At 33.3% G+C, this 15,733-nt stretch carries 13 protein-coding genes; 4 read left to right on the top strand and 9 right to left on the bottom strand.

The annotated features are described in order from the left end of the window. Positions 1-227: 227 nt before the first annotated feature. Together dapF and ACTCDL_RS08040 are read right to left on the bottom strand one after the other, a co-directional pair. Complete coding sequence (gene dapF / locus ACTCDL_RS08045; RefSeq protein WP_463175657.1) at positions 228-1,070, bottom strand: diaminopimelate epimerase; 843 nt, start codon at positions 1,068-1,070, stop codon at positions 228-230. A gap of 314 nt (positions 1,071-1,384) precedes the next feature. After that, the gene (locus ACTCDL_RS08040; RefSeq protein ID WP_463175655.1) at positions 1,385-2,860 is read right to left on the bottom strand and encodes a protein adenylyltransferase SelO; all 1,476 of its coding nucleotides are present in this window, start codon (positions 2,858-2,860) and stop codon (positions 1,385-1,387) included. A 474-nt stretch (positions 2,861-3,334) separates the two neighbouring features. Here ACTCDL_RS08040 and ACTCDL_RS08035 point away from each other — a divergent pair, with 474 nt between their 5' ends. After that, positions 3,335-3,694, top strand: a complete 360-nt coding sequence (locus ACTCDL_RS08035) for a hypothetical protein (RefSeq protein ID WP_463175654.1) — start codon at positions 3,335-3,337, stop codon at positions 3,692-3,694. Between the two features lie 189 nt (positions 3,695-3,883). Then, on the top strand, positions 3,884-4,819 hold the full coding sequence (locus ACTCDL_RS08030) for a L,D-transpeptidase family protein (RefSeq protein ID WP_463175652.1): 936 nt from the start codon (positions 3,884-3,886) through the stop codon (positions 4,817-4,819). A gap of 38 nt (positions 4,820-4,857) precedes the next feature. On the opposite strand, the gene ACTCDL_RS08025 is transcribed toward ACTCDL_RS08030, so the two are convergent. The 3 genes from ACTCDL_RS08025 to ACTCDL_RS08015 form a co-directional block, all read right to left on the bottom strand. Continuing rightward, positions 4,858-5,187, bottom strand: a complete 330-nt coding sequence (locus ACTCDL_RS08025) for a rhodanese-like domain-containing protein (RefSeq protein WP_463175650.1) — start codon at positions 5,185-5,187, stop codon at positions 4,858-4,860. 175 nt (positions 5,188-5,362) lie between these two features. Continuing rightward, a complete protein-coding gene (locus tag ACTCDL_RS08020; protein ID WP_463175649.1) occupies positions 5,363-6,028 on the bottom strand; it encodes a 4Fe-4S binding protein in 666 nt (221 codons plus the stop codon). Between the two features lie 181 nt (positions 6,029-6,209). Next, a complete protein-coding gene (locus ACTCDL_RS08015; protein ID WP_463175647.1) occupies positions 6,210-7,874 on the bottom strand; it encodes an FAD-dependent oxidoreductase in 1,665 nt (554 codons plus the stop codon). Between the two features lie 345 nt (positions 7,875-8,219). Here ACTCDL_RS08015 and ACTCDL_RS08010 point away from each other — a divergent pair, with 345 nt between their 5' ends. Beyond that, positions 8,220-8,951 carry an SIMPL domain-containing protein gene (locus ACTCDL_RS08010; RefSeq protein WP_463175646.1) on the top strand — a complete coding sequence of 244 codons (732 nt, stop codon included), beginning with the start codon at positions 8,220-8,222 and terminating at the stop codon, positions 8,949-8,951. A 56-nt stretch (positions 8,952-9,007) separates the two neighbouring features. On the opposite strand, the gene ACTCDL_RS08005 is transcribed toward ACTCDL_RS08010, so the two are convergent. Continuing rightward, positions 9,008-9,727, bottom strand: coding sequence for a DeoD-type purine-nucleoside phosphorylase (locus ACTCDL_RS08005; protein ID WP_463175645.1), 720 nt, complete (start codon positions 9,725-9,727; stop codon positions 9,008-9,010). A gap of 545 nt (positions 9,728-10,272) precedes the next feature. Between ACTCDL_RS08005 and ACTCDL_RS08000 the strand changes: the two genes are divergently transcribed. Beyond that, positions 10,273-10,794 (top strand): CBO0543 family protein, encoded by a 522-nt coding sequence (locus ACTCDL_RS08000; protein WP_463175644.1) that lies wholly within the window; start codon positions 10,273-10,275, stop codon positions 10,792-10,794. A 281-nt stretch (positions 10,795-11,075) separates the two neighbouring features. Here ACTCDL_RS08000 and ACTCDL_RS07995 read toward each other — a convergent pair whose 3' ends face one another. From ACTCDL_RS07995 to ACTCDL_RS07985, 3 genes are all read right to left on the bottom strand, one after another. Continuing rightward, complete coding sequence (locus ACTCDL_RS07995; RefSeq protein ID WP_463175642.1) at positions 11,076-11,540, bottom strand: redoxin domain-containing protein; 465 nt, start codon at positions 11,538-11,540, stop codon at positions 11,076-11,078. Between the two features lie 256 nt (positions 11,541-11,796). Then, on the bottom strand, positions 11,797-13,113 hold the full coding sequence (locus ACTCDL_RS07990; protein ID WP_463175641.1) for a Na+/H+ antiporter family protein: 1,317 nt from the start codon (positions 13,111-13,113) through the stop codon (positions 11,797-11,799). 253 nt (positions 13,114-13,366) lie between these two features. Then, on the bottom strand, positions 13,367-15,406 hold the full coding sequence (locus ACTCDL_RS07985) for a hypothetical protein (RefSeq protein WP_463175640.1): 2,040 nt from the start codon (positions 15,404-15,406) through the stop codon (positions 13,367-13,369). Between the last annotated feature and the right edge of the window lie 327 nt (positions 15,407-15,733).

Here is a 15,733-nt window from a genome sequence, read left to right as displayed (position 1 = left end):
TATAATATCGTAAATAAAATAAAATTTGGAGTGTTTATTTTATTTTTTCGCAGTTTAATCATATATATGGCATTAAAGATTTAACATTTCAATTAGCTACGGGTTTTAACCCGTAGGCTTTATAAGACACCACAGGTTGAAACCTGTGGCTAACAATTCTTTTTCACCGTACATATAGATAATTAATTTATCTTCAAAATCTGATTTAATATTAAAGCTAGCCTTTTTTATAATTTCCATTCTCCTACAAAAACCTCAGTAGCTGGTCCACTCATATATACACGGTTATTACTCTCTGACCACTCGATGACTAAATCTCCACCTGCTAGATGAACAGTAATCTTACGATTAGTATATCCATTTAGGATAGATGCTACTGTAGAAGCACAAGCTCCAGTTCCACAAGCTAAGGTAATTCCTGCTCCCCGCTCCCAAACTCTCATTTCAATCTCTTCTTGATTCAGGACTTCGATAAACTCTACATTGATATCCTCTGGAAATAATTTATGGGTCTCGATTTGAGATCCCCAATTTGTTAACTCAATCTCTTCAATATCATCTACAAAGATAACACAATGAGGATTACCCATAGATACAGTAGTTACTTCAAAAGTTTCTGTTCCTACTATCAACTCTTCTTTGATTACCTGCTCTTTATCTTCCCCTAACATTGGGATCTCACTTCTTCTTAAGATAGGCTCTCCCATATCGACTTTAACCAATTCAATTGTTCCATCCTTTAAAATCAGCTCAGGTCTAATTATCCCTGCTAAAGTCTCTATATTGAGCTTGATCTTGTCTGTCAATTCATTTTGATAAAGGTATTTGGCAAAGCATCTAATTCCATTTCCACACATCTGGGGCTCACTACCATCGGAATTAAAAATCCTCATTCTATAGTCAGCCTCAGCTAACTCTGATGGTAGAATCAATATCAGTCCATCTGCTCCAATCCCAAAGTTTCTATCACACATCTCTTGAGCCAGTTGAGATGGATTCTCTATTTCCTGCTCTAGACAATCAATTAATACAAAATCATTTCCCAATCCATGCATTTTAGTGAATTTCATGACTACTCTCCTCCTAATTAATATATATTACTAATAATATGTAAACGTGACTTGCTTTAACAAATGATCAGTATAAATAAAATCATTATAAATCTACTTTTAAAGTTATCACTTATACTATATTTATTTTACTAGGATTTAGAGCTTAAATCAAGGTAAAACCAAAGATTTTGAGAGTAATTATCATTGTTGGTTGTTCCATAAAAACAAGACAACCCTGTTATGAGTTGCCTGCTATATCTCTTTTAGATATCTTCCTCTAGTAATTTTTCTTCCCAGCAAAAGCCACTATTTTCTTTTAGAGCAATGGTAGCTCAGGTGCCACAAAATGTTTGATAGGGAATATCTGATGGATCAGGAGGTATAGAGTACTCCTCTTGCTCGGAAGAATGGGCATAAGGGTTAGCAAGAACCTCAAGAAAGCGCTCCATTACACTATAGTCTCCTTCTTTAATTGCCGCTTCTAAAGCCTCTTCTACTCGATGATTACGAGGAATTACTGCAGGATTATTATTTTTCATCAATTGATAAGAGTCAGACTTTGACTCTTGCTGTCTGTCTAATCTCTTCTGCCACCTTTCATACCATTGAACAAATTCTACCTTGTCAGCTAAGTCACTCTCTTCTAATTTATCAAAGGTCAATCCCAAAAAAGTATTAGTATAATCTAAATCATGCTTCTCCATTATAGTCAGCAGTTCTTCAATAAGAGCTTCATCTTTCTTCTCTTCATTAAATATTCCTAATTTAGCCCTCATCCCTGCTAACCAATTTTGATGATATAATTTAGCAAAATCTGAAAGAACACCCTCAGCCAACTTGATAGCTTCCTTCTGATCATCATGGAGTAAAGCTAGAAGGGTTTCAGCAAAACGTGCTAGATTCCATTGAGCAATGGGAGGCTGATTTTGATAAGCATAGCGACCCTTACGGTCAATTGAGCTAAAGACTGTTTTGGGGTCATAACTATCCATAAAGGCACAAGGACCATAGTCGATAGTCTCTCCACTGATGGTCATATTATCAGTATTCATCACCCCATGGATAAAACCAACTAACTGCCATTTGGCAACCAATTTAGCTTGCTTTTTAATCACTTCTTGAAGTAAAGAAAGATATGGATTTTCATCAGCTTCAATTTCTGGGAAATGACGCTGTATTGCATAATCAGCTAAAATCTGAAGTTCCTTCTGACTACCCCAGTTGGCAGTATATTGAAAGGTTCCAATCCGTAAATGACTACTAGCCACTCTAGTTAAAATTGCACCAGGCAAATTAGTTTCACGCCTCACCTTCTCACCAGTTGTCACCACTGCTAAACTGCGGGTAGTAGGAATAGCAAGTCCATGCATTGCTTCACTGATAATATATTCACGTAACATCGGTCCAAGGTGTGCTCGACCATCTCCACTGCGAGAATAGGGGGTTCTCCCTGAACCCTTAAGTTGAATATCAAAGCGTTTACCTGATGGGCTAATCTGTTCTCCAATCAAGACAGCTCGACCATCACCTAACATCGTAAAATGGCCAAATTGATGCCCCGCATAAGCCTGAGCAAGAGGTTTAGCTCCTTTAGGAATTTGGTTGCCAGAAAAGATTTCTACCCCTTCTTTGCTCTCTAGCTTCTCTATATTCAATCCCAGCTCTTCTGCCAAAGGATGGTTTAAAATAACCAGCTCTGGTGAAGATACCGGTATTGGATTAATAATACTAAAAAATGATTTTGGAAGGTTAGCATAACTATTCTCTAAGTTCCATCCTGTTTCTGTTAGTTCTTTAACCTCTGTCATTATATCTCCTCCTTTCATTTTTATTACTATAATGTTTTGTTATTTTAATTAAACAAACACTTTTAGTATCTGCTTCTACTACTTTATTATACCTTTTTTAAATCTAAGGCAAATATTGAAAATACAATAAAATAGCATAATCCTTTTTATTGTTCTTATTAAATTCAATCACTGAAGAAGTATTCTAAGCTGAAAATCTAACTGGCCATTAGGCGACACATATACTTTGATTAAGCAGTATATTTCTAGTAAAATATAAATAAGAAGATATGCTAAAATAGTAATTGCTTATCATATCTAAACTAACTAATAATATAATTTTAATAATCAGAAATCTGGAGTCAGAAACCTGTAAATTATACTGATTCCAGATTCCCGATAACCGATTTCTTATATTTCATTATTAGTTATCAATCTAATTTTTTACAGAAATCGTGGAAAAGTCAATAATATTAACAAAGAAAGGAGGGCAAAATGCTAGAACTCAATTTTAGAAATGGTTATTTTTATGGAGTCTGTTTAATCTGTATAGTTTTATTTATCTTTGCAATAGTGTCCTTAGGTAATACTATTGTAGATATTATTTATCCTCGTCAATTTATTGATCTACAACCTTCTATTCAAAAAGAACTAAGATATGAAAAAGACTATCCTAAGCTATCAAAAAAAGAGATACAACAAATGATTAAAGAACAGAATGAAGAACGTAAAACAAGAGATGAGTATAATAGAAAAAGAAGAATTATTTTAAACCTCAGCAGATCAATTCTACTATTATTGCTAGTAATACCGCTCTACTTATTCCACTGGAATAAAATTGAAGGTAAATCATAATATCAACAATTAGGTGCTGAAGGATTAATAGATTTATCTATGCACCTATAGCTCCATCTAATCATTTAATATACTAAATTTTATCCCTTTAAATTTTATAATAAACCCCTACAATGTATATAATAATACTAGGTTTATATACTGGATTTTTCTACAACTAAAAATCTATACATTTTAGGAGATGAAAAAATGAAGGTTAAAATCATTGTTATATTGTTACTAACTCTTCTATCATTAACCTTCTCTTTAAACACCTATGCCCACGAAAGCAACGGTACCTGTGACTGTTATGATTATCGTAAAATTTCACTACATTACCCTCCTATGCAGGGTGATGATATCAAAGCATTACAGTTAGAACTTACAAACTTAGGATTTTATCAAGGAGATATTAATTCTTTATATGATTGGGAGACTTACTTAGCTGTTAAGCGATTTCAGTATGCTAATAGACTAACAGGAGATGGTGTAGTTGATAGAGATTTCTGGATAAATTTAAATAGGTACTTAAATAATCAGCCTTCTATAACAAAAGATGAAATCATGCCACCTCCTGGAGAAGTGTCTATCCTTGTTAATACTAACAATAAGACATTAACAGTATATTCAGATGGTGCAAAATATCATACTTTTAAAGTTGCTGTAGGAAAATGGTCTAGCAAATCCCCTATCGGTGAATGGAGAATCATCCAGAAACTAGATATGTGGGATGGTACCCCTTTTGGGGATAAATGGATGAAATTGAATGTACCTTGGGGTAATTATGGGATTCATGGTACTGATAAACCAAGCTCTATTGGTTACAATGCTAGCCATGGCTGTATTAGAATGTATAACAATGATGTGAATATCTTATACTCTTGGGTCAAAATAGGTACTAGAGTAAAGGTGATTGGACAAAGAGATTCTATAAAAATTAAACCTCCTCTTAAACATGGAGATAAGGGCAGAGATGTGCTACTCTTACAAGAAACCTTAAGAAAGCATGGATTAAAAGCAGGATATACAGATGCAAGGTTTGGTAAAGATACTAGAGAAGCTATGCAGGAATTAAAGTCTCTCTATGGATTAGAAGATGATTTGATTGCTGATGAGAATACATTCTACATTTTAAATCTAAAATAAATAAAAGAAAGGAGAATTCTCCTTTCTTTTATTTATAACTATTTCTCAATTCTTCCTTGCCAGGCCATCATGCCACCAGCCATATTCTTAACAATATCAAATCTCATCTCCATTAACTTTCTAGCAGCTTTATCACTTCTTACACCTGAGGCACATACAGTGATTATCTCTTTACTCCTATCTAATTCATTTAATCTATTCTCTAATTCACTTAGAGGAATATTAATAGACCTAGGAATATGACCTTGACTATATTCTTGTTCTGTTCTTACATCTAAAATCTGTATATCACCTTTTCTTAACTTCTCCTCTACCTCTTTAGGAGATATCTTCTTTACTTCACTACCAAATAAAACATCAAAAGGCAATTATATCACTCCCTAATTTCAAGTTATTAATTAATATATCCAAGATTAAGAATTTTATAAAACAACCTCAATCAATAGCTATTGTAACAAAAAACTACATTCTCTGTCAAAAAAATTATTATCTCTTTAATAATTTATATGTCTAACTCCAATATATTGCGATCTATCTTAATATTTATTTATAATCCAAAGCATTAACTGGACAGGTATAAATACACTCTTTGCAGTGGATACAATCTAAGTCCTTATCATTATCAGCACTAAAATCATACGGCTTTAAATCCATCGGACATTTCTTCTCACAGATTTTACAGTCTACACATGTCGCACTATCTACGACTATCCTCTTAGGTCTTATTCTTAATTTACGTTTAAACTTAGTAATCAGTGCTGATAAAGAACCCATTGGACAAAAAGAGCACCAAGTTCTTTCATTAAAGATAATACCTAATAAGATAGTTATCGCAGTTGTGATAAATATAATCTTATAAAATACATAACCTATCTTAACTAGATCTCCATTAGCCTCAATCAAACCAGCTACAAAATTATAAATTAAGAATATAGCAAAAGCTATTCTAAACAATAGAGTCCTAAAAACACTTGGAATATTGCTACTTCGACTGATTTTAACCAAAACATTATCATTAAAACTCCCCCGTGGACAGACTGTTGAACACCAGACCCGACCACCCTTTAATACTGCCAAAAGTGGTGGTGCTATCATACAGATTAAAGCTATACTACCTATAATCGGATAATACCAACTTAATATTAAAAAAGCTATAATAACAGTCCAACTTAATTTCCCTACAAACCCTAAAAATCCTTTCTTTCTCATATTATTTACCTCCTTCATAAGATAATATTATTATAACTTTAATCATGCTATGATAGCATAAGTAACATATTTCATATCTTAATATTTAAATAATACGATATAATTTCTTTTTATTAACCCCCTACCAGAGGGGGGGACTATGATTATAATATAACTTATAAACAATGATTTGTCAAGAAAATCACTCCTTGTCTTTACTAAAACGATTCCAGGCTAAGATACCACCTGTTAAGTTCTCTACAACATCAAAACCATTAGCAACTAAAATCTTATAGGCTAAATATCCCCGATATCCCTTTCTACAATAGACAACAGTATATTTGTCTGGATTTAGCTCACCTATTCTATTACGCAAACTGTTGAGTGGAATAGGCTTAGCATCACCTATATAACCTTCTGCATACTCTCTAACTGTTCTAACATCTACTAATTGAATATCTTTTCCATCTTCTAAAGCAGACTTTAAATCCTGGGGACTGATTAAATCAGTCTCATAACGCAAATGATTAGAAGCAATCATTCCACTCATAATTACTGGTCCCTTAGCTGAAGAGTATGGTGGTGCATAAGCTAAATCTAAGTCCTCTAAATCCTCTACAGTCATCTTGGCCTGTAAAGCAGTAGCAAAGACATCAATTTGTTTATCTACACCTTTTCTACCTATACACTGTGCTCCTAATAGTTTGCCAGCCTCCTCCTCAACAAGTAACTTGATTGTCAAATCTTCAGAACCAGGATAATAACCAGCATGGTCTCCTTTATCAAGATAGACAGGATAATAGCTTAGTTTACGCTTTTGACACTCTTTTTCATTCAATCCAGTGCTAGCAGCAGTAAAGTCACAAACCTTGACAATGCTAGTCCCTAAAACTCCTTTAAACCTCTTTTTAGCATTGCCAACAGCATGAGCACCTGCAATTCTACCTTGCTTATTGGCAGGACCTGCTAAGGCAAACCTGACCTTCTCTCCAGTAACTAAATGGGTACTCTCAACTATATCCCCTGCAGCATAGATATCTGAATCACTTGTTTGCATAAACTCATTGACCACAACTCCTACTTCACTGACCTCCAAACCTGCATCTTTAATCAGTTCCAATCTTGGTCTTACACCAGCAGCTAAAATCACAAAATCTGCCTTTATCTCCTTTTCACTTTGCAAAATGGCCTTTATCAGCTCTCCTTCTTCTTGAAACTCTCTTACCCCATCACTTAGAATAATCTCTATTCCTTGCTCTTCTAGATGTTGGACTAAAGGCATCGTCATTTCCTTGTCTAAAGGTGCTATAATCTGATCCATCATCTCTACTAAAGTAACCTCCAATCCTCTGCGATGCAGCTCCTCAGCAGTTTCAATACCTATATAGCCACCACCTACTACTACAGCACTTTGAGGATCACTCTTTAGCTTATCCATAATCTCATCAGCATCTGGGACAGTCAATAAATTAAATATCCTTTTGCTATCAATTCCCTCTATCGGTGGTTTAACAGCCTCTCCACCAACAGCTACAATCAACTTATCATACTCTTCATTAAAGCTATCACCTGTTTGATGATTGATCACTTCTACCCACTTCTTTTCTCTATTAATCTTGCTTACCTCATGATTGACTCTTAAATCTATGTTAAAACGCTTATGGAAATATTCATTACTTACTTGAAATAAGTTCTTTCGCTCTTTAATAGTTCCACCAATATAATATGGTAAACCACAATTAGCAAAGGAGGCATAAGGTCCCTTTTCAAAAAGGATAATCTCAGCACCTTCATCCTCTCTTCTAGCTTTAGTGGCTGCACTTGCCCCAGCTGCTACTGCACCAATTACTACTATTTTATTCTTCATTGCTTATCATCCTCCTATCTTTAATATTAATATACCTCAGTTGATTTCTTTAATGTATTAATTAAAGTTAATTTTAAAATTACAACAGCTAGATTTGTATGTATTAGTATCTATTGATGGATATATTACGACACTTTTTATAAGTGTAAGTTGGTGTGGGAGTGTGAGTGAAATTCAATAGAAAGGAACTTCTCACACACTCAAACTACTCACTCACACCGACACGAAAGTGTCGCACTATCTCTCTATTCTATAACCATAATTCAAAGTAGTTAATAGCTTTTATAGAGCAAATGTATTATAATAAAATTAAGCAAGAAGTATAATTACAGAAGGTGAGGTGAGGTGAGACAGATTAAAAAAACTATAATCTTGATATTAATAATCTTATTGAACCTAATTATAACACCACCTCTTCAAGCAGAAAGAGATTTCAAAAATATCTCTACTATAGGTTCTGCACAAATTACTCTAAAGCCCAATCAAACTATAATTAAATTAAAAATAAGTGGTGAAGGCAATAATCAATCAGAATTAAACTATCAGTTTAGACAAGAAATAAAAAAGATAGCCAATAAATTAGAAGAGTACTTTTCAAATCAGCTAACTATCAATACAGGAGATATCAAAATAGCTAGCTATTTTGAAAAAAATAATCACTTCGATAAAAAAATCTATAAAGGAATTAGTTACTTAGAACTTAGTATAGATGACCATCCAATAGAAAATATAGATAAATTAATAGATACAATCAAAGATCTCAATCCAGCCAGTAAAAAAGTAAGCTATAATCAACCTTATGACTTTTCTTATGAACTTAGCAAGGCTTATTATAACTTTAAAGATCCTCTAAAACAGGAAAAAAAATTACTTGAAAAAGCTATTAACAACAGTAAAGCTAAGTTGGATTCCCTTCTAAAGCTCTCTTCTCTTAAACTAGTCGGAATTTATCAATTAAAAGAGATCATCCCCAGTAAGCTATCCATCTATCAAGAGGAAATTAATATTGATAATGTCAAAGAAGCTACAGAGAAGCAATTTAAAACTGAATTAAGAGTAATCTACCAAGTTAATTGAATTTAACCCCTAAATTATAAAACTCCTCTGCTATTTAGAGGAGTTTTACTTTAAAATTATCCATAAATTTTAGTTACAGTATCTAAGACCATCTCAGTCATTCTATCTACACCTTCGGCAATCTTGGATTTATCAGCTCTAGTTTTTTGAAAAACATGGTCTGATACAGTAAGTACAGTAGCTGCTTTCAAACCATATTTAGCAGCAATATTATATAAAGCTGCTGTTTCCATCTCTACAGCTAAAACCCCTAATTCTGCTACTTTCTTTAAATTTTCTGCATAATCTGGTGATTTGCCATAAAAATAATCAGAAGTAGCAATCTGACCTACATATGCTGGCATCTCTAATTCAACAGCACTCTCATACAAATTTTTAATTAACTCAAAATCTGCTGGTGGTGCTAAAGTAATATCTGGACTTATCTGATTGATAGTAGTTCCAATAGTAGCTGTAGACTGGGCAATTATCACATCAGCCTCCTCTAAATCATTGGATAAGGCTCCACAGGTACCTACACGAATTAGAGTCTTCGCCCCTAACATCTTAAGTTCCTCTAAAATAATGGAGATAGATGGTACCCCCATCCCAGTTGTCTGAATAGAAACTTCAACACCATTGAAAGTTCCTGTGTATCCATACATTTGACGATAATCTGTATATAGTTTTGGATTATCCAAGAACTTCTCTGCCATATATTTAGCACGCTCTGGATTTCCTGGTAATAATACAATCTCTGCTACTTGACCTTCCTTAGCCTCTACATGAATTGGCATAATTTAATTCCCCCTTGATTAATTTAATGGTTATAAAAATTATTTAGTTTGTTACTAATAGCTTAATTCATTCAAGCTATTTTTAAACTTACTTTTTAATAAATATTAATATGTAATATCATTAGACGTCAGACGACTATACTATTTAATTCTTGGCTATTATTAAAACTCCTTCTTTCTAATTTAATTTTTTAAATTAATCAATAAATAATTTGTTTTTAACAAATCTTATTAATGAATTGGTCTTATAGATATGTTGGTTTAAAATGAAACTCAATGGATATTGCGACACTTTTAAACCCCAGTGTATAGTGTATAGTTGAGAGTGGATAGTTAAGTACAAAACCTTAAATCATAAAGTATTTAATCTTTTTACTATCAACTATACACTATCCCTACGAGTTTAAAGAACAAAACTCTTCGTGTAAAAACCACTATCAACTGACACAAAGTGTCGCTTTATATCTATATCACCTAAATTTCTATAGTGACATAAGAGTTAGCCTTAATATTATTATAATTAACATAGCTTAGGGGGAAATTGTGTGTTTCGAATTATTCTATTTACCACCTTTATCTATACTACTTATAAATGGAGTGATTGGAGAAATTGGAGATTATATTACCCATCTGTCCTCTTTTTTATCATCTGTAGCCTGCTTTATAACCTGCTTTATTATAATTATCCTTTATGGAAATTTGAACCGTTACCGATTATCGAAAGGCTTCTTCCTAATAATACATTGATCTCTATAACCGTTAGCTTTACTATCTTTCCCTGTACTACCTTGCTCTATCTAAGCCATCTACCAAAAGGAAAGAAAGAATTAATTTATATGTTGACATGGGTCTTATTTTACACATTAATCGAGCTGATATCTATCCCTTGCCAAGCAATCTCTTATCATAATGGATGGCATCTAGGTTACTCTATTATCTTTAATATAATCACCTTCTCTATTCTAAGAATTCACCACAAAAGGCCCTTAGTAGCCTGGGGATTTGTCTTTATAGCTATAGTTATAATATCAGCCTACTTTAAATTGCCACTTGATAGTATAAAATAATTTCGATTGATTAAATTTTAACTAAGTATAGGATATAGCTATGTAAATTCAAAGTGAAACTTAATGGGTATATTACGACAATTTAAGTTTTAGCTACGGGTTTTAACCCGTAGTATAACATGTCATCATCACCACAGGTTGAAACCTGTGGCTAGTAAATTTATCATTATAAAAAGTATCGCACTATCTCTATATAGCGTTATAGTTAAATTTTATTATAGGTCCGTTAGTCTATAATAAAAAGAAGAACTGCCATGGCAGTTCTTCTTTCACACAAATATTTAATTATTCTTAAGAAAATCAAAAATTTCATTCAAATCAGGTAAGTCACCGATCTCATAGACCTTAGCAAAAATAACCTTTCCCTCTTCATCTAAGATAATATTTGCTCGCTCTGAAAATCCATCCTCGTCTCTAAAGATCCCCATCTTCTGAGCAAAATCTCCATGGGGCCAGAAATCAGCAGGCATCAAGAGTTTCTCTATTCCTAAATGTTCTCCCCAAGCTTTTTTAGTATAGATAGAATCAATACTCAACCCTAGTGGAACAGTATTTAACTCCTTTAATTTATCATAATTACTCTCTAAATCGCTCATCTGGTTGGCACAAACCCCAGTCCATGCCAAAGGATGGAAGGATAAAAGCACCTTCTTTCCTCTAAAATCACTTAATTTAATCTCTTTATCATATTGAGTCTTAAAAGTATAATCTTCAACTTGTGTACCAACTTTAATTACTTCACCCATTTTCATTCCCCCTTATAGATATATGTAACTTTATTGCTAATAGTTATCAATAGTGTTTATTTATATTATAACAACTTATACCAATTATGTCAAACTTCTAAATTAAAAATCTTCTAATATTATAATCTCCCTTGCAAAGTTTTTTATCCAAAATTGATTATAAACTCTTCTATATCTTACATCTTCTATGCGCTAGTTATTCAATAAATAAAAAAGAGTGGCAGAAGCTTCTGCTACTCTTTTTAAACTAAATTAATTACATTACTAATGCTGCAATCCAAGCAAACAAGATCAAAGGAATATTAAAATGTAAGAAGGTCGGTACACACGTATCCCAGATGTGATCATGCTGACCGTCAGCATCTAATCCAGCAGATGGTCCTAAAGTACTATCAGAAGCTGGAGAACCTGCATCACCTAAAGCACCTGCTGTACCAACTAAGATAATTGTTGCCAGGGGACTAAACCCTAAACTTTGAGCTAAGGGTACATAGATTGCTGCAATAATTGGAATAGTCCCAAAGGAAGTTCCAATTCCCATAGTAACTACTAAACCAACGATTAGCATCAATAATCCGCCGATAAATTGGCTTCCACCAATTCCACCTACAACAGATTGAACTATACTATCCACCCCACCTGTTGCTCTAATTACATCACCATAACCTGCAGCAATTAACATTACAAAAGCAATAAAGCCCATCATCTTAATTCCTTCATCGATTAAATCATGTAAGTCATTCCATTTAATACTTCCTGTTATTGTCATAATAATCAATCCAATCAAAGCTCCTAAAGGTAGAGATCCATATGCTAACTGAATAGCTAAAGCTGCAAACATAGCTACCAAAGAGAACACATGGGTTTTATTAAAAGTCACTTTATTTTCTCTACTAACTGCTACCTCTAACTGAGCTTGCTGAGCTGTATCGATCTCATAATCACGTTTATTACGATAAGTAAAGAAGATTGCCACTATTAGACCAAATAACATCCCTAAAGTTGGTATCCATAATACACTAGCAATCTGACCTAGAGTTACATCCATTCCATTAGCTGCCATCTCATCACGAATAATACCATGAAATATCAGACCAAATCCTGCTGGAATAGCCATATAAGGTGCTTGTAAACCAAAGGTTAAAGCTGAAGCCACAGCTCTACGATCAACCTTTAATTTATTGAATAATCCTAATAATGGTGGGATTAAAATAGGGATAAAAGCAATATGTACTGGAATTAAATTCTGAGATAAACTAGCAAAGATAGCCAGCATGAAAATAAATACTCCCTTTTTATTTCCAATTACCCTCTTCAAAGCTTTGCTATTACTGATTAAACCTACAATTCCTGTCTGCTGAACTGCTACAGCCAAAGCTCCCAATAAGATATAGCTTAAAGCAGTCTCGGCATTTCCCCCCATACCACCAATTAAGGTAGACATAGTCTCTTTTAATCCTAATCCACCTGTTAAACCACCAACAATAGCTGCTACTAATAGAGCTAAAATTACATTTAGATTGGCTAAACTTAGCCCAATCATTACTATGACTGATATAAGTACTGGATTCATTAAAAAAAACACCTCTCTCATTTTATTTATCTTTTTATCATATCATTACTTTAATTCGCTAAAGCAATAATAACATACCCTCTAATGAATGTCAAGATTTTTCAATTAACTTTAAGTTTTATTAGTTTTCTTAAATTCTAAGACTTTATATTAAGGTTATTTTAATATTTAATACATGTAAACCATAGACAAAATCTCTTAATATCTCTATCTCAATAGAAAAAACGGGCAAAAATCACCCGTTTTATAAAAATTAATTATTTAAGATTATCTCATCTGGATCTGGTCCTGTTCTACCCTCTTTATCAATCTTAACAACATAGGCATCTCTCTCACCTTTAGCAAAAGAGTTTGTATAACCAACTAACAGATACCCACCATCATTACTAACTGTAATATCCATAAATTCATCATGATCTATGCCACCATAAAGCTTTGACCACTCTTGCTGACCCTTAGCATCTATTTTGATCAGATAACCATCATAATCGCCTTTATTAGCAGAATTGCTATAACCAACTAACAGATATCCTCCATCTTCAGTTGGGGCTACTGACCTAAATCCATCATCACTCTCCTTAGTCCCATACGTATCAGAAAAGATTATCTCTCCCTGGCTATCCACCTTGACTATATATCCATCATAGAGCCAACTCTTAGTAGATCCACTGGCACCTATTAACAAATAACCTCCATCTTCAGTTCCAATTATCTTTTCAAACCTCTCATCTGAATCCTGCTCACCATAAGTTTGTTCAAAAACCTTATTACCTTCAGCACCCAGCTTTACTAATAGACCATCACCATCTCTATTAGCAAAAGAACTAGTATGACCAACTAATAAATACCCACCATCACTACTAGCTATAATATCATTAAAATAATCATTACTGCCAATATTATCATCATGATTATAAGTATACTCTAATAATTGATCATTATCATTAAATTTTACTAAATAACCATCATTACCTATCTTATTACTATAACCAACAGCTAGATATTCTCCATTATTAGTTGAATATAACTGATAGATCTGTTGATTACTCTTAGAATCATCTAATATATAGTCAGCTAACTTCTTCCCATCTTTCTTAGCAACTTTAACAATATAAGCATCGTTACTGAGATTTTTATTGTTACCTTTATACCCACCTAACAAATAATTTCCATCATCACTTGCTACTATACTGAAGAATAAATCCTCTTTGCCGTCAAAAAAATCATAGTTATAAAAAAGCTCCTTGCCTTGCTCATCTATTCCTACTAAATAGCCTGAAGGATAGACCCAATCCTTATTAAAGGAAGTAGTATAGCCTACTGCAAGATACCCATCTTCTCTGTTAGTTACTGCCTCAAAAGCATCATAACCAATTCCACCATAGCTTCTTTGCCAGACCTTAAGTATATCAATATCAATTTTTTCACTAATTTCTCCACCATAACCATCACAGATCTTGACCTCAACAGTATCAGTTATACTATAAGTTGGGGAGATATAAGTAACCCTTGCACCTTGCCCAATAATCTTGCCTTTATTTGCAGACCATAGATAAGTTAACTGATCATCATTTAAATCAATAGCACCAATACTAATGGTTGCTTTTCCTTCTTTATTTCTATCATCAATAGTAATAAATTTGGGATTAGCTACAAGGTTATTCACAACCTTAGGTAAGTAATTTCTAACTTCAACAGTAATAGTCCTTCTTACATCCATCCCTTCTCTATTTTTTATGCTAACCATGATATTATATAATCCTTCCTTATCTGGAGCAGTATAAGTAATCTGCTCACCCTCCCCTTCAATACTCCCATCATCTCCAGTTGCCCATTCATAACTTAACTCACCTTTAAAATTACCAGTATCAGCAGTCACTTCAATCTTCTCTCCAGGATGAATTATAGTCTTTTCCACTTCTAAAGAGAGTTCTAAATTTCTTACAGTAATTAGTCTACTAGTTGATACTTCTCCACCTTGATTATCAGTAACAATAACAGTAATTTTATAACTACCACCAACATTTGGTGGGAAATAAGTAATTTGCTCTCCCTCTCCAAAAATTCGTCCATCTTCTACTAGCCATTGATAGTGCAATTGATCCTTATCAAGATCATCAGCTTCTACTACAATCTTAACTGATTCGCCAAGACCAATAGCCTCTTTACTTACATAAATAGTCTTAATTACTGGACTATGATTTTTCTTAGCCCCTTTAGCCTCGAAGTTAATCGAAAATAATAATAGAAAAGAACAACTTAATATTAAAAATAACCCTCTCTTTCTTATCATCTCTCCCTCCGTTTCTATAATAAGTGCTTAGATAAGCACTTATTAATATAGATAAACAACCATAAAATAGAATTTAAATATGAGGTTATATAGAAAAAATGAGATACTTTCATGTCAGAAATCAGGAATCTGGAATCAGTCTGTTCCACTGATAACTAGTTCCTGACTCCTGATTCCTAAAAGGGTCACAATACCCCTATTAAATTACACTTTAGACTTGGACACCTATATATGGATAAACAACTTTAGAATGTAATATAAAACCCACCTCACCCCTAACCCCTCTCCTCATATCAGGAGAGGGGAATAAAAGATGCTTTAGTCCTC

Source organism: Orenia sp. (genome assembly GCF_055140805.1).
This window is presented reverse-complemented; position numbering and strand designations above follow the sequence as displayed.